The organism is Actinomadura miaoliensis, assembly GCF_039536785.1.
Classification (GTDB): domain Bacteria; phylum Actinomycetota; class Actinomycetes; order Streptosporangiales; family Streptosporangiaceae; genus Spirillospora; species Spirillospora miaoliensis.
The window spans coordinates 72,159-91,667 of sequence record NZ_BAAAZG010000042.1 but is presented as its reverse complement, the minus strand read 5'-3'; the positions used below and the strand labels follow the sequence as shown (position 1 = coordinate 91,667).

Below are 19,509 nucleotides of genomic sequence, written 5' to 3'. Positions count from 1 at the left end.
GGGAGTGGCGGCAGCCGTCGCTCCCGAGGTGCTGCCAAGGGTCCTTGGAGACACCGCGAGGCGATGGAGTTCACCCAGCACGCGAACGCTACCGCCCTCGGACGCAGCACGTTCGCACACATGGATTCCGTACTCGCCACTCTCGACCGCCGCCAGAATTTCGATCCGCCTATCGACGTGTTCAACAGCGCACGTGCCTACCGCATCCGGGTCGCCGAACTCATCGACGGTCCACGAACTCTCAAGGAGTCCCGCGAACTGTTCGTCTACGCGGCCTGGCTGTCGGAGATTCTCGCGTGGATGGCGCAATACCTCGGTGATCCGCTGGCCGCGGAGGCGTGGGCGGTCGACGCCTATGAACACGCCGAACAGGCCGGGCACGACGTGCTGTGCGCCTTCGCCACCGACGCCATGGCCTCGATCGCCATCTACAACAACCAACCCGCTCGCGCGCTTGCCGCCGCCCGGCGGGGTATCGCCAAAGCGCCGGCGCGCCACCCACTGGCGGTGCGCCTGCGCACCCAGGCAGCCCGTTCCCATGCCCGGCAGGGCGATCGGCAAGGGTTCCAGGAGATGTTCCGGCAGGCCAGCGAACTGCACGAACGCCTCCCGGACCGTCCACCGCTCCGTATAGCCATGGACACCGGAACCCTGGCCGCTTTCGGCATGACCGGCCATATAGCAGAGGCGTACATCTGGCTCGGGGACGCCGCGCAGGGCGATTTCGTCCGTGCCAGGCAACACGCCCAGGCCGCCCTTGACACCGAACTCGCGTGGCCTGCCCCGTCAAGATCGCCCAGCCGGACGGCCATGGCCCGCCTCGACATGGCCCTGGCACTGGCCGGGCTGGCGGAACCGGAGGAGGCCGCAGAGCAAGGACGGCAGGCGCTCACAACCTCGCGCCTGCTGGCGGCGGTGCGCCGGCGGGCCGGGGACCTTGATCGCGTGCTCAACGAGCGCTACCGCGACCTGACCGTCGTGCAGGACTTCCGAGAGGAAGACCGGCACAGCCGGGCAGTGAGGCGACGATGAGCGACGCGGTCAGTCCGCGCTGAACATCCCCGCCGTATCTGAAGCTGATCGAGGACGGTCTGACGGCCGTCGAGTTCCCGGATCCCCGAAGTGTCCTCACCGAGCCGAGACCGTTCGCGTTCACGCGGCATGGTTGTCGGAGATGCTCGCCTGGCTGGCGCACGACCTCGGTGACCCACTGGCTGCTGAGGCGGGGGTGATAGACGCGTTCGAGCACGCCGACCAGGCCGGGCACGACGAGTTGTGCGCGTTCGCCACCGACGCCATGGCCTCGATGGCCATCTACAACAACCAGCCCGCACGGGCCCTTGCCGCCACCCGGGCTTCAGCTCAGGGCGTTGTGCAGGGCGGCGAGGCCATCGCGGAAAATGCCGGTGAAGAGGGCGACCACTTCTTCGTCGGTCGCGCCATGGGGGACGAACCGTCCCGACCATTGGACTTCGGCCGCGTCCTCCTGGCCGGTCACCGGATGCACCCGCAGGGTGGAGATGTAGTCGACCACGGGGAAGGGCGCTTGCAGGATGGTGTAGCTGTAGCGACGTTCGGTTTCGTTGAAGTCCACCAGGCGTTCGACGATGACGTCGCCGTCAGGGTTCTTCAACCGCCGGACGCGGCCTCCCTCCTCGGGAGTGCTCTCCGGGATGTAGGGAAGCCAGTCCGGCAGCGAACCGAAACCACCGATCAGCTTCCATACACGCTCGGGGGATGCCGGGACGAGCCGGCTCACTGATGTGGATGCCATGACGTTCCTCCAGGGTTTGCCGGGTGTGCGGTCCACCGGATGTCCTCAGGCGCCTTCCGGCAGTGGTGCCTGAGGACTGACAAGGCCGGACCGGCGCAGGTCGGCCCAGAAGTCGACGGGGACCTTCTCCTCCAGGGCGGCGAGGTCCTCGGCGATGCGGCTTGGTTTCGTGGCGCCGGGGACGACCGCGACGGTGACCGGGTGGGCGAGGGAGAACTGGAGGGCAGCGGCCTTGATGCTCACCCCGTGCCGGTCGGTGATCTCCCGGAGACGCCGCACCTTTTCGATGATTTCGGGGGAGGCGTCCGCGTACTCGAAGTGGGTGCCACCGGCGAGCACCCCGGAACTGTAGGGGCCGCCGATGACCATGCCGACCCCCTGCTCGGCGGCCATGGGCAGGAGACGCTGCAGTGCGTGTGCGTGGTCGAGCAGGGTGTAGCGTCCCGCCAGCAGGAACCCGTCGGGCCGGGGCTCTTCCAGGGCGAGCGTGATTTCGATGGGCTCGGTGCGGTTGACACCGACTCCCCAGGCCTTGATGACGCCCTCGTCGCGCAGGCGGGACAGCACCCGGAATGCGCCGGTGCGTGCCTCCTCGAATTTCTGCAGCCACACATCACCGTGGAAATCCTGCGCGATGTCGTGGACCCAGAGGATGTCGATCCGGTCGACACCCAGTCGTTGCAGGCTTCCCTCGATGGAGCGCTCTGTGGCGTCCGCCGTCCACTCGTGCACGATCTTGTTTTTGCGGCCGTACTCGAAGAGGGTTCCCTTCTCACCCAGGTCCCGGGCACCGGTCTCCTCCTCGTCGAGGATCACGCGACCCACTTTGGTGGACAGCACATACGCGTCTCGAGGCTGTCGGGAGAGCACCTCGCCCAGCCGGAGTTCGGCCAGGCCGGCCCCATAGAGGGGACCTGTGTCGAAGTAACGGATGCCCGCGTCCCAGGCTGCCTGCACCGTGGCGCGTGCCTGGTCGTCTGGGACCGCGCGGAACATATTGCCCAGCGGTGCGGTACCAAAGCCGATCCGGTCAGGGATGATCTCTCGGAGTTCCATGGCGGTGTCCTGTGGTCTTTCGAAGACGTTGTGTGGCCATGCCTGAGGGCCCGGTTGATTCGTTTGATTCGGGGACCACTACCGCTCTGGGGTCGTCCGCGTGTCGACGGCCGCGTATTCGTTCCCCTTCTTTCCCAGGCTAACCGCGCCGGCACGGCTGCCGACGGTCCGCGTCCACACCGCTGACCCAGACCGCCGCGCTGCCTCCAGCAGGCGGCCTGGTGAAGCCCGCCGCTCGCGCCGGGCGACAATTCTTTCCCAAGTGGGACAAAGGGTTCGCGGGTCGTTCTCGGGTCCGTGTGTTCGGGGTCAAGGGGCGGGCGGGTGGGGGCGGGCCGGGCTAGCCTGGGAGCCGTCCACCCCACCTGGGACGGAGAAGGTGTGCCAGTGACCGAGCAGCAGCCGGTGCTCAGCGACGGCGTCATCATCGAGTTCATCGATGGCAAGGACGTGCCCGTCGACCACAAGGACTTCGGTGAGCGCGCCGTGGTGATGCGCGACGCCAAGAACCCCGACGGCCCGATCCTGTACTTCACCGAGGCCGAGTGGGACGCCTTCATCGCCGGCGTCAAGGACGGCGAGTTCGACGACCTCCTGGAGGAGGAACCGCCCCAGGGCTAGGACACCCGGGCGGTGCGCGCGTCGCCCAGTGAGACGAACCTGCCGCCCTTCACCTGGTAGGCGTAGATGACGGGGGCGGTCAGCGCTCCGCCGGCGCCGAACTTGATCCGCTGGGTGACGCCCTGCACGTCGATGGTGCCGAGGTAGGCGTTGATGTCCTGGGGCGTGCTCCTGCCCTGGGCGAGTGCGCGGGTGACGGCCGTCGCCGCGTCGTACGCCTCGGCCGCGTAGGTGCCGGGCTGGGAGCCGCCGTTGGCCTTGGCGTACCGCTGGGCGAACGCGTTGTAGGCGGGGGGCGTCGTGCCGCCGGCCTGTGACGTCGCGTCCAGGCAGCCGCAGATGGTGACGGTGCCCTCTGCGGCGTCCCGCCCGGCCATCTCGACGAAGTTGGGCAGCTGCGAGCCCTCGGGCAGGTAGAAGCGGGCCTTCACCCCGGCCTGCCGGGCGTTCTTGAGCAGCCGCGCGCTCTCGGGGAAGTAGCCGCTGAAGAAGACGGTGTCCGCGCCCTCCTTCTTGATCGCGTCGATGGCGCGCGTGAAGGTGGAGCCCGGGGGCTCCGTCACGCGCCGCACGGTGACGCGCTTGCCGCGCAGGTGCCTCTCGATGGGGTCGGCGTTCACGGTGGTCGCCGCGGTTCCGTCCGCGATCAGCACCGCCTTGCGCGTTCCCGGTGCGGCGGTCAGGGCCAGGTCGGCGAGCGCGGCGATCCGAGTCTCGTAGACGGGGACGACGGAGTGCCAGTACCGCCAGCCGCGCTGTGTCAGGGTCCGGTCGGCCACCGACGGGGTGACGCTGGGGATGCCCGCGCTCTCCAGCGTCTGCCCGGCGGGCATGGCCTCCTGGCCCGTCATGGGGCCGATGACGGCGGCGACGCCGTCGGTGCGGGCCCGGGTCGCCGCGAGCGTGGCGCCCTCCGGTTTGCCGCCGGTGTCGTACTGCATGAGCCGCGCCCGCACCCGGGGCCGTGAGGCGTTGTACTCGTCCACCGCCAGGCGGGCACCGGCGAGCATCGGCTGCCCGAGCGTGGACAGGTCGCCCGAGAACGGTCCCAGGACGCCGATGTCGACCGTCTTCCGCTCGGCGTCGCCGGACGCGCCGATCCCGCCGGTGCCGGGGATCAGGGGGACGCCCGCGACTCCCAGGCCCACCACCCCCGCGATGATCAGCGCCCAGGTGGCGGCGAGCACGCCGACCACACGCGTCGGCCTGCGTGCGGGACCGCCGGGCGCCTGTGGTGTCCACGGCGTCGGCGGCGGTCCGCTGGTCGGGACGGGCGCCGGGGGCGGTGGCGGCGGCGCGGCCAGGTGTTCGGCGGTGGCCATCGTCGCGCCGTGTTCCAGCAGGTCGCCCGAGTCCGGGCCGGGGCGGGCTCCGGCCGCGTCCAGCAGCCGCAGCAGCAGGTCCGGGGCGGTGAGGCGGCGGGCCGGGTCCTTGGCCAGGCAGATGGCGGCCAGTTCGGCCAGCGGGGCGGGCAGCGCGCGCACGTCCGCCTCGCCGTGCAGCACCTGGTGCAGCACCGCCGGGACGGAGTCGCCGCCGAACGGGGCGCGTCCGGTCGCGGCGAACACCATGGTGGCGGCCCAGGCGAACATGTCGGTGGCCGGTCCGACGGTTCCGCCCGCGATCTGCTCGGGCGCCATGTAGGCGGGTGTGCCGACGATTTGGCCGGTGACGGTGACCGCCTCGTGGTCCAGGGCGCGGGCCACGCCGAAGTCGATGACGCGCGGCCCGTCCGGCGCCATCAGCACGTTGGCCGGTTTGAAGTCGCGGTGCACGATCCCGCCGCGGTGGACGGCCGCCAGCGCCGTGGCCGTGCCGACCGCCAGCCGCAGCAGCGCGGGCGCGTCCATCGGCCCCTGGTCGCGGACCAGCGCGGCCAGCGACGGGCCGGAGACGAACTCGCTGACGATGTAGGGGCGGTCGCCGTCGACGTCGGCGTCCAGGATCCGCGCCGTGCAGAACGGCGCGACCCGCTCGGCGGCCTCCAGCTCCCGCACGAACCGGGTCCGGGCGGACGGGTCGTCGCTGAGCCGGGCGTGCAGCAGCTTGACCGCGACCTGCCGTCCGTCGCCGTCGCGTCCCGCGTAGACCACGCCCTGCCCGCCTTCGCCCAGCCGCTTCTCCAGGGTGTAGGCGCCGAGTGCGGTCGGGTCGTCCGGGAGCAGGGGGTCGGCCATCCAGTCCTCCGGGCGCGTCGAACGGACACGTCGATCATGCCATTTCGGACCGGTTCCGCGTGAGGTCGTTCCAGCGGGCGGTGAGGAGGCGTTCGCCGTCGGGGGTGAGGTCGCCGAGCAGCCGCAGGCGGGCCAGGCCGCCGTCGGGGTGGATGTCGACGCGGACGTGCGTGACCTCGCGGCCGCCGGGCAGGCGGAAGCGGTGCCGCCCGTCGGGTTGCACGCGGGTGCGTCCCAGCAGTTCCCGCCAGGCGGACGGGTCGTCCAGGGAGGCGCGGCGGGCGTCCAGGCCCCGCAGCGTCACGGCGCCGGGCGCGTTGAACCGCAGGTTGGTGGTGTCGATCTCGGCGAGGCGGACCACGCCGGGGGCGGCGAGCCGGACGACCGCCCAGTCGTTGCCGGGTTCGCGGCGCCGCGCGGTCTCCCAGCCCTCGGCCTGGTTGCGGGCCAGCCCGGGGAACAGCATGTTGTCGGGCGCCGAGTAGAACCCGTTGGAGCACGCGACGACGCGGGCGCCGTTCTCCAGCGCGGCCAGGTCGACGGTGAGGCCGGTGAGCAGCCGCGGGTCGGGGACGACGTCGCCGTGCACGCGCAGCCGGGCCACGCCGCCGTCCGGGTGGATGTTCAGCCGCACGTGCGTGAAACGCCGTTCCACCCCCGTGACCGTGAACTCGTGCGCAGTGTCGCCCTTGAGCGGGCTCATCGGGACGATCTCCACCCAGTCGGCGGCCGCCACCTCGGCGGGCGACGGGTGGCCGTCCACCGCGCACGCCTCCACCGACGCCAGCGGCGGGAAGTTGCCGAGGAACCAGGCGGTGTCGACGACGACGACGCGGATCACGCCGGGCAGGCCGAGCCGGACGATCGCCCAGTCGTGCCCGAGTTCCCCGTCCGCGCCGGGACGCCGCCGCGCGGTCTCCCAACCGTCGTACTCCTGCCCCTTGGCCCCGAACGTCTCCGGCCGGAACGCCGGGGCCCACGGGTTGAGCAGGTTCTCCTTGGCGGCGAACGACTCGTCGCTGGCGGCGACCACCGAGCCGCCCAGGGTCCGGACGGCCAGGTCGGGCAGCGCGGCGGCGTCGCTCACGGGCGCACGCCGGTCAGCAGCTCGCCGTGCGGCGTGTCGTCGTCGACGAGCACGCCGCGCACCCAGGTCGCCCGGACGACGCCACTCAGCGCGCGTCCCGCGTAGGGGGTGACGGGGTGGCGGTGCCGCAGCCGGTCGGGGTCGACCATGAACGTCCGGTCGGCGTCGAACGCGACCAGGTCGGCGTCGTGCCCGACGGCGATGCGGCCCTTGCGGGCGTCCAGGCCGACGAGCGCGGCCGGTTCCTCGGCCATCCAGCGCGCCACCGCGTCCAGCCCGTGCCCGCGCGCGCTTGCGGCCGTCCACATCACTGGGAGGCCGATCTGCAGCGAGGAGATCCCGCCCCACGCGGTGCGGAAGTCGCCCCGTTTCAGCTCCGGCGTGCAGGGCGAATGGTCAGACACCACGCAGGAGATCACGCCGTCGGCGAGCGCCCGCCACAGCTCCTCGCGGTTGGCCTCGTCGCGGATGGGCGGGCAGCACTTGAACGAGGTGCCGGTCACGCCGGGGACGTCCTCGGGCGCGAGCGTCAGGTAGTGCGGGCATGTCTCGGCGGTCACCGGCAGGCCGCTCCGCTGGGCGTCGGCCAGTGGTTCCAGGCAGGCGGCGGCGGACAGGTGCAGGATGTGCGCCCGCACGCCCGTCTCCTCCACCAGCCGGAGCACCCGCTCCACGGCGGCGCGTTCGGCGTCCGGCGGGCGGGACGCCGCGAACGCCGCGAAGTCGCCGCCGCGCTGCTCGGCCAGCGCGTCCGGGTCCTCGGCGTGCACGACCACCAGGCCACCGAACATGGCGATCTCGGCGAACGCCTCGCGCATCTGCCGGGGTGTCAGCGGCGGGAACTCCGGCACGCCCGAGTCGCAGGTGAAGCACTTGAACCCGAACACGCCCCGCTCGTGCAGGGGACGCAGTTGCGGCAGGTTCCCGGGGACGGCGCCGCCCCAGAACCCCACGTTCACGAAGCACTGGCCGGCCGCGGTCTTGCGCTTGACCGTCAGGGCGTAGGGCTCGGTGGTCGGCGGCAGCGAGTTGAGCGGCATGTCGATCAGCGTCGTGACGCCCCCGGCGGCGGCCGCGCGCGTGGCGCTCGCGAAGCCCTCCCACTCGGTGCGTCCCGGCTCGTTGACGTGCACGTGGGTGTCGACCAGGCCCGGCAGCAGCGCGGCGTCGCCGAGGTCGACCTCCTCGGCGGCGGCGAACGGGGCGTCCAGGGCCCCGATCGCGGCGATCACCCCGTGCCGCACCGCCACCGCGGCCGCCCGCTCCCCCGTCGGCAGCACCGTCCGGCGGGAGCGGACCACCAGATCGTACGGTTCGTTCACCTCGGTCACACTGTTCACGCGGCACCCCCTGGCAGGGATATGTCCTCAGGACGGACGGGTACTCGCGTCAGCGGCCTGCCGGTCGCGTCCCGGACGGCGGCGACGATCGCGGGCGTGGACGACAGGGTGGGCGGCTCGCCCGCGCCGCGCAGCCCGTAGGGGGCGTGCGGGTCCGGATATTCAACGATGTCCAGCGTCATCGGTGGCATGTCGAGAATGGTAGGGATCAGGTAGTCGGTGAACGACGGGTTGCGGACCAGACCGCCCGATACCTGGATCTCCTCCATCAGCGCCAGCCCGAGCCCCTGCGCGGTGCCGCCGTGGATCTGCCCCTCCAGCGCCTGCCGGTTCATGATCTTCCCGACGTCCTGGACGGCGGCCAGTTCCACCACCTTGACCAGGCCGAGTTCGACGTCCACGTCCACCACGGCCCGGTGCACGCACAGCGCCAGCTGGTTGTGGCTGCGCCCCTGCCCGGTGACGGGGTCCATCCGCTGCGTGGGCCGGTGACGGTACTCGCGGGTCTCCTCGATCGCGTCGTCGCCGAGGATCTCCTCGATCGACGCCACGATCCCCGCGTCCCGCGACACGATCTTGCCGCCGAGCACGGACAGCCCGGACGCGGCGAGCCCGAGCCGCCGCCCGGCCCGCGCCAGCAGTTCGGCCCGCACGGCCTCGCACGCGGTCTTGACGGCGCCGCCGGTCATGTACGACTGGCGGGACGCGCTGGACGACCCCGCGTCCCCCACCCGGTTGTCGGCGGGGTGGATCGTCACCCGCTGCACGCCCAGCTCGGTCCGGGCGATCTGCGCCTGCAGCGTGACCAGGCCCTGCCCGACCTCGGCGGCGGCCGTGTGCACCAGCGCGGTCGGCTCCCCGCCGATCACCTCCAGCCGCACCCGCGCGGTCGAGTAGTCGTCGAACCCCTCGGAGAAGCAGATGTTCTTCAGGCCGACGCCGTAGCCGACGCCGCGCACGACGCCCTCGCCGTGCGTGGTTTGGGACGCGCCGCCCGGCAGGTCGCGGATGTCGGGGGACGGGTCGGGCGGCGGCGGCAGCGGCATCGCCTCCAGCCGGGTCAGCAGCTCGGCCAGCGGCGCCGGAGAGTCGATCACCTGGCCGGTGGCCAGCTTCGAGCCCTGGCGGACGGCGTTGCGGCGCCGCACCTCCAGCGGGCCGATCCCGCAGGCCGCGGCCACCTTGTCCATCATCGACTCGTAGGCGAAGCACGCCTGCACCGCGCCGAACCCGCGCATCGCGCCGCACGGCGGGTTGTTGGTGTAGACGCCGTACGCGTCGATGCTGATGTTGGGGATCTCGTACGGGCCGACGCCCAGCGAGGCCGCGTTGCCGGTGACGTTCAGCGTGGAGGAGGTGTACGCGCCGCCGTCCAGCACGATCTCCACGTCCGCGTACAGCAGGCGGCCGTCGCGGGTGGCGCCGTACTCGTACCGCATCAGCGCCGGATGCCGGTGCACGTGCCCGAAGAACGACTCGTACCGGTTGTAGGACATCTTCACCGGACGGCCCGTGCGCAGCGCCAGCATGCCCGCGTGGATCTGCATCGACAGGTCCTCGCGTCCGCCGAACGCGCCGCCCACGCCCGCCAGCGTCATGCGGATCTGGTCCTCGCGCAGCCCCAGGCACGGCGCGATCTGCCGGAGGTCGTTGTGCATCCACTGCGTGGACACGTACATGTCCAGGCCGCCGTCCTCGGCGGGCACGGCCAGCCCGGACTCGGGCCCGAGGAACGCCTGGTCCTGGATGCCGACCTCGTACTCCCCCGACACCACGACCTCGGCGTCCCGCCTGGCCCGCGCGACGTCGCCGACGCGCACGGGCTGGTACCGGCAGATCCCGCCGCGCTCCTGCACCCGGTTGCCCTCGGGGTCGGCGATGACGGCGCGCGGGTCGGTGACCGGCTCCAGCACCTCCCACCCGATCGCGATCCTCTCCATCGCCCGGCGTGCGATCTCCGGATGGTCGGCGGCGACCAGCGCGACCGGCTCGCCCTGGTGGCGGACCTCGCCGATGGCCAGCACCGGCTGGTCCCGCGTGCCGTCCAGGCCGTACACCTTGTCGCCGGGGACGTCCTCGTGCGTCAGGACGGCGTGCACGCCCGGCGTGGCCAGCGCCGGGCCGATGTCGATCGAGGTGATGCGGGCGCGCGGATGCGGGCTGCGCAGCGTGGCGCCCCACAGCATGCCGTCCATCCACAGGTCGGACGCGTAGGCGAACTCGCCGGTGACCTTGAGGGTGCCGTCGGGCCGGGGCGGGCTGTCCCCCACCCCGCCGAGGCCGGGCGCGGCGACCTGGCCGGGGCTTCGCACCGGAGCGGTCATCACACCACCTCCTCGGCGAGCCTCATCAGCCGGCGATGGGCGTCGGCCCCGCGGCGTGCGGTCTCGTCCTGCGGGACGGTGACCAGCACGCCGTCCTCGACCACGGTGCGGCCGCCGACCAGCAGGCGGGCCAGCGGCGGCGTCTGCCCGAACGCGAACGCCACCACGGGGTCGTCGATGGCGGCGTGGAAGCCGTCCATCCGCCACAGCGCGACGTCGGCGAGCCTGCCCGGCTCCAGCGTGCCGAGTTCGTCCTGGCGGCCCAGGCAGCGGGCGCCGCCGAGGGTCGCCATCTCCAGGGCCTGCCGGGCGGTGAGCGCGGTCGGCCCGTACCGGGCGCGCTGCATGTAGATGGCCTGCCGCAGCTCCCCGGCCAGCGGCACCAGCTCCGCCGACGCCGCCCCATCCACGCCCAGCCCGACCGGTGCGCCCGCCTCCAGCAGGTGCGCGACGCGGGCGATGCCGGCGCCGAGCCGCGCGTTGGAGCTGGGGCAGTGCGCCGTGCCGGTGCGGGTCTCGGCCAGGCGCGCGATGTCGGAGTCGTGCAGGTGGACGCAGTGCGCCAGCCACACGTCGGCGCCCAGCCAGCCGATCGAGTCCATGTACTCGACGGGCGTCATGCCGAACTGCTCGGTGGTGTGCTCCTCCTCGTCCAGGGTCTCGGCGAGGTGGGTGTGCAGCCGGACGCCCTTGGCGCGGGCCAGCTCGGCGGCCGCCACCAGCAGTTCCTTGCTCACCGAGAACGGCGAGCACGGCGCGACCGCGACGCGCAGCATGGAGCCGGGCGAGGCGTCGTGGTACCGGTCGATCGCGGCCTCGGTCTCGGCGAGGATCGTGTCGAGGTCCTCGACCACCTCGTCCGGCGGCAGGCCCCCGTCGGACTTGCCGCGGTCCATGGAGCCGCGGCACGGGTGGAACCGGACGCCCAGCTCGGCCGCCGCCTCGATCTCGGCGGCGAACAGGTCGCCGCGCCCCTTGGGGAACACGTAGTGGTGGTCGGTCGTCGTGGTGCACCCCGACAGCGCCAGCCAGCCGAGCCCCGCGCTCGCCGCGCCCCGCACCACCTCGGCGTCCATCCGCGCCCACACCCGGTAGGACGCCACCAGCCATTCGAACAGCGTGTTGTCGATGGCCAGGCCCTGGGTCGCCCACTGGTACAGGTGATGGTGGGTGTTGACGAGCCCGGGCGTGGCCAGGCAGCCGGTGCCGTCGATCCGCTCCGCGCCGTCGATCTCCGGCGCGGGGCCGGGCCCCACCGCCGCGATCCGGTCGCCGTCGATCACGATGTGCCCGCCGGGATGCTCGTCCCCCGACACGGTGACGACGTACGCGTTCTCGATGATCTTCATCGGGCGGCCGCCTTCCGCCGCGCGGCCAGCCGGACCGCGTCGAGGATCTTCTCGTAGCCGGTGCAGCGGCACAGGTTGCCCGCCAGCGCCTCGCGGATCTCCGCGTCCTTCGGCTCGGGCACCCGGCTGAGCAGGTCGTGCGCCTGGACGATCAGCCCCGGCGTGCAGAACCCGCACTGCACGGCGCCCGCCTCCACGAACGCCTCCTGCACCGGGTCGAGCCGCTCGCCGTCCCGGTCGGCCAGCCCTTCCACCGTCCGGACGCGGCGTCCCTCCACCTGCCCGGCCGCCACCAGGCACGCGCACACCGGCACGTCGTCCAGATACACCGTGCACGACCCGCATTCGCCCTGCTCGCACGCGTTCTTCGAGCCCGGCAGGCCCATCCGCTCGCGCAGCACGTACAGCAGGCTCTCGCCCTCCCACACGTCGTCGACGGTCTCCTCGCACCCGTTGACGGTGAAGTTGACCCGCATCACGAGACCCTCCGTCCAGCCACGTAGTCGTTCCAGGCCCAGGTCAGCGTGCGGCGCGCCAGGACCGCCAGGGCGTGGCGGCGGTAGCCGGCGGTGCCGCGCACGTCGTCGATCGGGGACGCCGCCCCGGCGGCCAGCTCGCCGAACCGCCGCGCGACCGCCGGATCCAGCGGCCGCCGCCCCGTCCAGTCCAGCTCGGCCGACGCGAACTCCTCGGCGGCGGTGGCGCGGCGCGGCGTCGGCGCCGCCGACCCCACCCCGGTGCCGACCCGGCGCCGCTCCGGGTGCAGCGCGACGGCGAACGAGCACACCGCGATCACCATGGCGTTCCGGGTGCCGATCTTGGAGAAGTACTGGGGACCGCTCGCCGGGGCGATCCAGAACGCCCGGATCAGCTCGTCGTCGCGCAGCGCGTTCGTCTTGACGCCGGTGAAGAACTCCGCCGCCGGGATCATCCGCACGCCCCGCTCGGCCGACTCCACCTCGATCTCGGCGTCGCCCGCCAGCAGCGGCGGGTGCCCGTCCCCGGCGGGCGAGGCCGCGCCCAGGTTCCCGCCGATCGTGCCGCGGTTGCGGATCTGCGGCGACCCCACGGTGCGGGACGCCTGCGCCAGCCCCGGCAGCCGGTCGCCCAGCTCCCCGATCAGCCGCGCGTACGGCACCCCGGCGCCGACCCGCAGCCGCCCGTCCTCGGCGACGTCCCACTCGGCCAGCTCGCGCACCGGGTTCAGGTCGAGCAGCGCCTCCGGCCTTCCCGCATCGAAGTTGATCTCCACCATGACGTCCGTGCCGCCCTGGATGGGCACGGCGCCGGGCCGCGCGGCCTTGGCGGCCAGCGCGTCCGCCCAGCTCACCGGGCGCAGGAACTCCATGACCTTCCCCTAGCTCCAGGCCCTCGGCGCCGCCGGGGCCGCGTCGTCCAGGACGGTGCCCTCGATCAGCCCGTACGGGCGGTCCGCGGCGAAGAAGACCTCGTTGTCGTTGTCCATGCCGAACGGCGTCAGGTCCACCGCGAAATGATGCCTGTTCGGCATGGACAGCCGTACCTCGCAGATCTCCCCGCACTCCGCCAGCACATGCCGCCCCATCTGGTAGAGCGTCTGCTGCAACGACAGGCTGTGGGTCCCGGCGAACGCCTCCAGCAGGCACCGCCTGGCCCGCTCGTACGACCGTCCCCACGCGGCGTCCGTGCCCCGGTGCCGCCAGCGCGCCGTCACCGCCGTCGCCAGGATCCGGTCGTCGGTGGGCTCCAGGGTGGTGTACTCGTCCCGGATGAACCCGTGGAACTCGCTGCCGGTGGAGTTGAGCACCACCAGGTCCGTCAGCCCCGACACCACGGACTCCTGCCCGCCCGGCCCGTCGCTGTGGACGAGCGCCGTCCTGACCTCCTGCCCCGACCTGACGAACGAGTGGGGGCCGTGGCGCTCCCAGGCGTACTCCTCGATCTCGACCCGCGCGTGCCGGATGGTCGGCTGCGAGGCGACGAAATGCCGGGCCAGCAGCAGCCCGAACTCCTCGATCTCCCCGATGCCGTGCTTGCGGGCGAAGGCGAACACGGTGTTCTTCTGCGAGTCCGTCGGCAGGACCGCCGCGTTGTCGCCCGTCAGGTGCACCTCGTCCATCTCCCCGGACAGCGAGATGCTCACGTTGAGGTCCTTGAGGTGGTGCGTCTCGCCGTCCCTGGTGACGTGGACGACGCGCGTCTCGGCCTTGCCGTACCGGTTCGGCCCCAGAACGATCGCCACCGGCCTAGCCCCCTCCCAGCAGCTTCGCCAGCCGCAACTCGGTGATCTTCGCCAGCTCGTCGCGGACCACCGCGCGCTCCGCCTCGGGATCGTTGGCCAGCCGCCCGCGCAGTTCGGCGAGCATCTCCGCCGCGCTCCGCCCCGTCGCGCAGATCAGGAACACATGCCCGAACCGCTCCTCGTACGCCCGGTTGCCCTCCACGAGCGCGGCCTTGAGGTCGTCGCCGGCTCCGTCCACCCCGGCCTGCTCACGACGCGACCAGGAGGCCTCCCTGGCGTCTCCCCCGATCCGCTCGCCGATCCGCGGATGGGCCCGGAGCGCTTCTTCTATGTCGTCCCAGCCCAATCCGGCCATCGTCTTGGCGGCGGCCTCCCATACGGCCGCCCTGTCCTCGAACGGCCGCCGCACGGCCATCGCCGCCGCCCACCGCCGCGAGGCACAGCACGTACGCAGTTCGGCCTCCGCCTCGTCCCGGGACAGCCCGTTCAACCGCCGCAGACCAGGATCCACCGGCGCCTCCCGACTTTGTGGGTGCTGTCCCCCGAGTACACACACCTCGCGCCGCCGGGTCGAGATCCAGTCCCCCCGAACCCCACCGCCGTCCCACTCGGAATTCGTACGTTCCTACAAATCGCGGTGTCGCGGGCCGTTCCGTCAGAGCACTAGGCGTGCCACAGGGCGATGAGCGGCCGGGTGGCCAGCCGGGACGGTATGGCGCGCAGCATCGTGTCGCGCAGCCACGCGGCGACGCCGGTCTGGGAGGTCAGCCGCGACTGCCGGGACGCCGCCCGCATCATGCGGTTGGCACTGGGCCGGCGCTCGGCGTCGTAGCGCAGGAGCCGCTGGGCGACGTCCGCCGGCTCGGCGCCGGCCAGGTGGCGGGTCAGCGCGGCCGCGTCCTGGAACGCCTGGCTGGCGCCCTGGCCGAGGTCGGGTGGCATGGCGTGCGCGGCGTCGCCGAGGAGCGCGATCCGGCCGGCCGCGAACGAGGGAAGGGGCTCGGCCAGGCGGCTGATCGGGTCGACGTAGATGTCGGCGGGCGGGGTGGCCTCGATGAGCGCCGGGACGAGGGGATGCCAGTCGGCCATCAGCGACAGCATCTGCCGGCGCGCCTCCTCCGCGGTGGGCGCCGCGCCCCGCAGGTCGGAGTCGGTGAACCAGTACAGGCGGTCCTCGCCGAGGGGGAACAGGCCGAACTCCGCCCCGCTGCGGCGGTCGACCAGCTGGCTGGCGAGCAGGTCCGCGGCCAGGCCAGCAGGACGGGGCAGCACGCCGCGCAGGTCGAGCCGGCCGGTCCGCCGCAGCCCGGGGTGGCCGGGGAAGAGCTGTGCGCGCAGCCTGCTGCCGATGCCGTCGGCCGCGACCGCCGCGTCCGCCCTCGCGACGGGGTGCCCGTCGCTGATCACGGTCACCCCGGTGGGGTCGGCCTCCAGGCGCTCGACCGGGGTGCTGGTCCGCACCAGGTCGGGGGGCAGCGGGGCGCGGAGCGCCCGGTGCAGGTCCGCTCGGTCGATCATGGCGGGTGCCCCGACCAGCTGCTGCGCCCGGACCAGGTCGGTGAGCAGCAGCGCCCGTCCGCGCCGGTCCCGCAGTCCGAAGTGGGTCGCGTGCATGACGTGCCCGCGGACGTCCTCGGCCAGCCCCAGCTCGTCCAGCGCGCGAAGCCCGTTGGGCATGACCACGATGCCGGTGCCCGCCTCCCGGAGCTCGGCGCCCCGCTCGAAGAGCGTCACCTGATGCCCCAGGCGATGCAGCCCCACCGCGGCCGCCACCCCTCCGAGCCCCGCGCCGACCACCACGACCCTCATGAACCCTCCCGCCATTCACTACGATCGTACTACTACGGCTATTGGTACCATGGGGGCATGCCGCCCAGTAATCCGGCCCGCCGCCGAGCCCTGGCCGACGCGGCCATCGAACTGCTGGCGTCGTCGGGCGTGCACGGACTGACCCACCGCGCGGTGGAGAAGGCGGCCGACCTCCCGCCGGGAACCGCCTCGAACTACTTCCGCAGCCGCGAAGCGCTGCTGGTCGCCGCCGCCGAACGCGTCGCCGAGCTGCATCACGCCGACACCGACCGGGCCATCGAGCAGCCCGCGTCGCTGGTCGACCTGCTGACGGAATCGCTGTTCACGGCGGCGACCACCCTGCGCAGCCGCTACCTGGCGATCTTCGAACTGCGGCTGGAGGCCGCGCGCCGGCCGGCGCTCGCCGCGGCGCTCGCGACCCTGCACGACACGGCGTTGCGCGTCACCTCCGGGCACCACGAGAAGCTCGGCCTCACCATCCCGCGCGAGAAGATCGCCGCCCTGATCGCGCTCTACGAGGCCGCGCTGTTCACCCTGGTCAGCATGCCGCCGGAGAGCATCAGCAGGGAGTACGTCGAGAACATGGTGCAGGTGATGGTGTACGGCTGTTCCTGACCCCTAGGGCAGGATCGCGTCGATGTACCCGCCGTCCACGCGAAGGGCCCCGCCCGTGGTGGCCGACGCCGCGTCCGAGCTGAGGTAGACGACCATGTTGGCGATCTCCTCGGGCTCGATCAGGCGGCGCAGCAGCGAGCTGGGACGGTGCTCGGCCATGAAGCGCCGCTGGGCGTCGTCCCACGGCACGTCGGCGCCGACCATCTCGGCGACGAAGTCCTCCACCCCCTCGGTGTGGGTGGGGCCGGCCATGACGGTGTTGACGGTGACCCCCGTGCCCTTCGCGGCCTTGGCGTAGCCGCGGGCCACCGCGAGCAGCGCGGTCTTGGACATGCCGTAGTGCACCATCTCCTCGGGGATCACCACCGCCGAGTCGCTGGCGATGAACTGCACCCGCCCCCACCCGCGTTCGATCATCCCGGGCAGGTACTGCCGGGCCAGCCGCACCCCCGACAGCACGTTGACCTCGAAGAACCGGCGCCACTCCGCGTCGTCGATCTCCAGCACGGGCCGCGGCTCGAAGATCCCGAGGTTGTTGACCAGGATGTCCACGCGCGGCACCCGCTCCAGCACGGCACGCGCGCCGTCCGCGGTGCCCACGTCGGCCGCGACGCCGACCAGGTCGGCGCCGGCCACCTCACCGCGCAGCGCCTCCAGCGCCTCGTTCACGCTCCGCTCGGACCGCCCGTTGACCACGGTCGTGGCCCCGGCCCTGGCCAGCCCGGCGGCGATCGCCCGTCCGATGCCCTTGGTGGATCCGCTGACGAATGCGGTACGCCCGCTGAGATCGATCTCCATACCGCCGTTCGTGCCCACCCCACGCCGCCCCTCACACACCGGTGACGCGCGCCGCCGGCGGTGCCGGCTCAGTTCTTGGGGCCGAAGGCGTGGAGGAAGGTGGTCACGGCGGAGGTGGCGACCGCGCGGAGTTCCTCGTCGGGGACGGGGCGGGTGCCCAGGCGGGTGCGGGTCTCCATGGGGCCGGTGAGCAGGGCGACGAACTGGTCGGCGGCCTCGACGGGGTCGGTGACGCGCAGCCGGCCGGCCAGGGAGAGGCGGGCGAAGCGGTCGGCCAGGAGTTCGGTGGTGCGACCGGCACCGCCCCCCAGGACGACATCGAACAGGTCGGGGAACCGGGTGACCTCGGCGTAGAGGAGGCGGCGCAGGGCCGAGGATCGTTCGTCGCTGTGGCAGCGCAGCAGGTGGTAGCCGACGTCCTCCAGCATGGCGCGCAGGTCGCCGTCGCCGGGGAGCAGGCGTTCGACGGCGGCCAGCGATCCGGCCGTGGCGCGCTCGGCGGCGGTCCGCATGGCGTGGCGGAACAGGGTCTCCTTGTCGTGCATGTGGTTGTAGACGGTCGGCTTGGCCACGCCCGCCTCCGCGGCGATCTCCTGCACGCACGCCTGCGCGTAGCCCTGACGGGAGAAGACCGTGAAGGCGGCCTCCAGGATCGCCTCGCGCTTGTCGATGCGCCCGCGTGACGCGGACCGGGTCTGGGAACTCGCCGCCTGTGCCACGTCCCGCATCGTACCCGCTGTTGAACCGGTGCGTTCAAAACGCTGGACTTTGGTCGCAACAGATCACTACGTTGAACCGGTGAGTTCAAACAGTGATGACGCGATGGATCCCGCGCTGCTGCGGCTGGTCGCCGTGGTGCTGCTCGGCGGGATGATGGGGCTGCTGGACGGGACGGTCGTCGCCGTCGGCGTCGAGACGCTGGCCACGGCGTTCGACGCCTCGCTGAGCACGACCGGATGGGTGGCCACGGGATACCTGCTGGCCGTGACGGTCTCGGTCGCGCTGACCGCCTGGTCGGTGGACCGGTTCGGGGACCGGCGGATGTGGCTGTTCGCGCTGGTGCTGTTCCTGGCCGGGTCGGTGGCGTCCGGGCTGGCCTGGAACATCGGCAGCCTGATCGTCTTCCGGGTGGTCCAGGGGCTGGCGGCGGGCATGCTCGACCCGCTGATGCTGGCGCTGCTGGCGCGCGCCGCCGGGCCTGCGCGGGCGGGCCGGGTGATGGGGCTGATGGGCGTGGTCCTGTCGCTGGGGCCCGCGCTCGGACCGATCGTCGGCGGGGCGCTCATCCAGGCGCTGGACTGGCGGTGGATGTTCCTGATCAACGTGCCGATCGGCGTGGTGGCGTTCCTGGGCGCGCTGCGGCTGGTGCCCGCGGACGCGCCGCGCGAGCAGCGTCCGGCGGTGCGGCTCGACGTTCTCGGGCTCGCGCTGGTCGGGCCGGGGTTCGCGGCGGTCGTCCTGGCGCTGTCGCGGACGGCCGAGCAGGCGACTTTCGCCGTGTGGCCGGTGCTGGTGCCGCTGACCGCCGGTGCCGTGCTGCTGGCGGGCTACGGGGTGCACGCGCTGCGCGCCCGGCGCACGCCGCCGCTGATCGACCTGCGGCTGTTCCTGCATCCGAGTTTCGCCGCCAGCGTCGCCGTCATGACGTCGATGGGCGTGGTGATGTTCTCGATGCTGTTCGTGCTGCCGCTGTACTACCAGCGGATGCACGGGCACGGGGTGCTGATGGCCGGGGTGCTGGTGGCGTCGTACGGATTGGGCGCGACGCTGTCCATGCCGGTCGCGGGCCGTGTCAGTGACAGGGTGGGCGCGCGGCGTCTGGCCCTGGGGGGCGCGGCGATCGCCCTGGTGAGCATCCTCGCCTTGACCCAGATGGGGGCGCGGACGCCGGAGGCGTGGTCGGCGTCGGCGGTCTTGGCGCTGGGCCTGGGAGCGGGCGCCGTGGGCGCGCCCACGATGGGTTCGTTGTACCGGACGTTGCCGGCGGCGTCGGTGTCCCAGGGCACCTCGGCGCTGTACATGCTCAACCAGGTCGGCGGATCGCTGGGCGTGGCCGTCAGCGCGCTCATCCTGGAGACCGCCGACGAGCCGATGGCGGGCTTTCACGGCGCCTACCGGTGGGTGACGGGCGCAGTGGTCGTCATGCTCGCGCTGAGCGTGCTGCTTCCCGGGCCGCCCCGGGCCCCTGTTTCGGCGCGGACATCAGAGCCTGAGCGGGAGGCCGCCGCGTAAGGCGGCGGCGTGGAGCGGGTTCGGGCGGCGGGCCGCTGGTCGGGGGACTCTGGCAGGTGAAAGTAGAACACGTTACAGTCAGGAGGCGAATCCGGTTCGGGACGTC

17 protein-coding genes and 1 pseudogene are annotated in these 19,509 nt (G+C 72.6%); 4 read left to right on the top strand and 14 right to left on the bottom strand.

Annotated features, from left to right (window positions below):
• Positions 1–57: 57 nt before the first annotated feature.
• Positions 58–1,032 (top strand): annotated as a pseudogene (locus ABD811_RS27435) (NsdA family TPR-like regulatory protein); the annotation flags it as partial.
• Positions 1,033–1,357: 325 nt separating this feature from the next.
• Here the strand turns inward: ABD811_RS27435 and ABD811_RS27430 are convergent.
• A complete protein-coding gene (locus ABD811_RS27430) occupies positions 1,358–1,810 on the bottom strand; it encodes an SRPBCC family protein (RefSeq protein ID WP_344953271.1) in 453 nt (150 codons plus the stop codon).
• 9 nt (positions 1,811–1,819) lie between these two features.
• On the bottom strand, positions 1,820–2,830 hold the full coding sequence (locus ABD811_RS27425) for an aldo/keto reductase (protein WP_344953268.1): 1,011 nt from the start codon (positions 2,828–2,830) through the stop codon (positions 1,820–1,822).
• A 387-nt stretch (positions 2,831–3,217) separates the two neighbouring features.
• Here ABD811_RS27425 and ABD811_RS27420 point away from each other — a divergent pair, with 387 nt between their 5' ends.
• Positions 3,218–3,451, top strand: coding sequence for a DUF397 domain-containing protein (locus ABD811_RS27420; RefSeq protein WP_344953265.1), 234 nt, complete (start codon positions 3,218–3,220; stop codon positions 3,449–3,451).
• Here ABD811_RS27420 and ABD811_RS27415 read toward each other — a convergent pair.
• The 10 genes from ABD811_RS27415 to ABD811_RS27370 form a co-directional block, all read right to left on the bottom strand.
• On the bottom strand, positions 3,448–5,628 hold the full coding sequence (locus ABD811_RS27415) for a bifunctional serine/threonine-protein kinase/ABC transporter substrate-binding protein (protein ID WP_344953262.1): 2,181 nt from the start codon (positions 5,626–5,628) through the stop codon (positions 3,448–3,450). The genes ABD811_RS27420 and ABD811_RS27415 overlap by 4 nt on opposite strands.
• Before the next feature lie 34 nt (positions 5,629–5,662).
• Positions 5,663–6,715: an allantoicase gene (alc, locus tag ABD811_RS27410; RefSeq protein ID WP_344953259.1), complete on the bottom strand. Its 1,053-nt coding sequence runs from the start codon at positions 6,713–6,715 to the stop codon at positions 5,663–5,665.
• A complete protein-coding gene (gene allB / locus ABD811_RS27405) occupies positions 6,712–8,055 on the bottom strand; it encodes an allantoinase AllB (RefSeq protein ID WP_344953257.1) in 1,344 nt (447 codons plus the stop codon). The genes alc and allB overlap by 4 nt, the downstream gene beginning before the upstream one ends.
• Positions 8,052–10,379 carry a xanthine dehydrogenase family protein molybdopterin-binding subunit gene (locus ABD811_RS27400; protein WP_344953255.1) on the bottom strand — a complete coding sequence of 776 codons (2,328 nt, stop codon included), beginning with the start codon at positions 10,377–10,379 and terminating at the stop codon, positions 8,052–8,054. The genes allB and ABD811_RS27400 overlap by 4 nt, the downstream gene beginning before the upstream one ends.
• On the bottom strand, positions 10,379–11,728 hold the full coding sequence (locus ABD811_RS27395; RefSeq protein WP_344953252.1) for an 8-oxoguanine deaminase: 1,350 nt from the start codon (positions 11,726–11,728) through the stop codon (positions 10,379–10,381). The genes ABD811_RS27400 and ABD811_RS27395 overlap by 1 nt, the downstream gene beginning before the upstream one ends.
• Positions 11,725–12,204, bottom strand: coding sequence for a (2Fe-2S)-binding protein (locus tag ABD811_RS27390; RefSeq protein WP_344953514.1), 480 nt, complete (start codon positions 12,202–12,204; stop codon positions 11,725–11,727). The genes ABD811_RS27395 and ABD811_RS27390 overlap by 4 nt, the downstream gene beginning before the upstream one ends.
• Positions 12,204–13,076 (bottom strand): FAD binding domain-containing protein, encoded by an 873-nt coding sequence (locus tag ABD811_RS27385; RefSeq protein ID WP_344953249.1) that lies wholly within the window; start codon positions 13,074–13,076, stop codon positions 12,204–12,206. The genes ABD811_RS27390 and ABD811_RS27385 overlap by 1 nt, the downstream gene beginning before the upstream one ends.
• A gap of 9 nt (positions 13,077–13,085) precedes the next feature.
• The gene (gene pucL / locus ABD811_RS27380) at positions 13,086–13,949 is read right to left on the bottom strand and encodes a factor-independent urate hydroxylase (RefSeq protein ID WP_344953246.1); all 864 of its coding nucleotides are present in this window, start codon (positions 13,947–13,949) and stop codon (positions 13,086–13,088) included.
• Between the two features lie 4 nt (positions 13,950–13,953).
• Complete coding sequence (gene uraD, locus ABD811_RS27375) at positions 13,954–14,460, bottom strand: 2-oxo-4-hydroxy-4-carboxy-5-ureidoimidazoline decarboxylase (protein ID WP_344953243.1); 507 nt, start codon at positions 14,458–14,460, stop codon at positions 13,954–13,956.
• Between the two features lie 152 nt (positions 14,461–14,612).
• Positions 14,613–15,758, bottom strand: coding sequence for an FAD-dependent monooxygenase (locus tag ABD811_RS27370; protein WP_344953241.1), 1,146 nt, complete (start codon positions 15,756–15,758; stop codon positions 14,613–14,615).
• Between the two features lie 57 nt (positions 15,759–15,815).
• On the opposite strand from ABD811_RS27370, the gene ABD811_RS27365 reads away from it, so the two are divergent.
• The gene (locus tag ABD811_RS27365; protein WP_344953238.1) at positions 15,816–16,373 is read left to right on the top strand and encodes a TetR/AcrR family transcriptional regulator; all 558 of its coding nucleotides are present in this window, start codon (positions 15,816–15,818) and stop codon (positions 16,371–16,373) included.
• A 3-nt stretch (positions 16,374–16,376) separates the two neighbouring features.
• Here the strand turns inward: ABD811_RS27365 and ABD811_RS27360 are convergent, their stop codons facing one another.
• Together ABD811_RS27360 and ABD811_RS27355 are read right to left on the bottom strand one after the other, a co-directional pair.
• Entirely contained in the window at positions 16,377–17,171 is a 795-nt protein-coding gene (locus tag ABD811_RS27360) for an SDR family NAD(P)-dependent oxidoreductase (RefSeq protein WP_344953235.1), read from the bottom strand.
• A 68-nt stretch (positions 17,172–17,239) separates the two neighbouring features.
• On the bottom strand, positions 17,240–17,899 hold the full coding sequence (locus tag ABD811_RS27355) for a TetR/AcrR family transcriptional regulator (RefSeq protein ID WP_344953233.1): 660 nt from the start codon (positions 17,897–17,899) through the stop codon (positions 17,240–17,242).
• A gap of 70 nt (positions 17,900–17,969) precedes the next feature.
• Between ABD811_RS27355 and ABD811_RS27350 the strand changes: the two genes are divergently transcribed.
• Positions 17,970–19,403 carry a DHA2 family efflux MFS transporter permease subunit gene (locus ABD811_RS27350; protein WP_344953230.1) on the top strand — a complete coding sequence of 478 codons (1,434 nt, stop codon included), beginning with the start codon at positions 17,970–17,972 and terminating at the stop codon, positions 19,401–19,403.
• Positions 19,404–19,509: the final 106 nt, after the last annotated feature.

Bases quoted from the DNA above. Each gene is read 5' to 3' on its own strand.
- ABD811_RS27400 (WP_344953255.1), bottom strand. From the start codon at position 10,379: ATGACCGCTCCGGTGCGAAGCCCCGGCCAGGTCGCCGCGCCCGGCCTC.
- ABD811_RS27395 (WP_344953252.1), bottom strand. From the start codon at position 11,728: ATGAAGATCATCGAGAACGCGTACGTCGTCACCGTGTCGGGGGACGAG.
- ABD811_RS27365 (WP_344953238.1), top strand. From the start codon at position 15,816: ATGCCGCCCAGTAATCCGGCCCGCCGCCGAGCCCTGGCCGACGCGGCC.
- ABD811_RS27360 (WP_344953235.1), bottom strand. From the start codon at position 17,171: ATGGAGATCGATCTCAGCGGGCGTACCGCATTCGTCAGCGGATCCACC.
- ABD811_RS27385 (WP_344953249.1), bottom strand. From the start codon at position 13,076: ATGGAGTTCCTGCGCCCGGTGAGCTGGGCGGACGCGCTGGCCGCCAAG.
- ABD811_RS27425 (WP_344953268.1), bottom strand. From the start codon at position 2,830: ATGGAACTCCGAGAGATCATCCCTGACCGGATCGGCTTTGGTACCGCA.
- ABD811_RS27355 (WP_344953233.1), bottom strand. From the start codon at position 17,899: ATGCGGGACGTGGCACAGGCGGCGAGTTCCCAGACCCGGTCCGCGTCA.
- ABD811_RS27390 (WP_344953514.1), bottom strand. From the start codon at position 12,204: ATGCGGGTCAACTTCACCGTCAACGGGTGCGAGGAGACCGTCGACGAC.
- ABD811_RS27415 (WP_344953262.1), bottom strand. From the start codon at position 5,628: ATGGCCGACCCCCTGCTCCCGGACGACCCGACCGCACTCGGCGCCTAC.
- ABD811_RS27370 (WP_344953241.1), bottom strand. From the start codon at position 15,758: ATGAGGGTCGTGGTGGTCGGCGCGGGGCTCGGAGGGGTGGCGGCCGCG.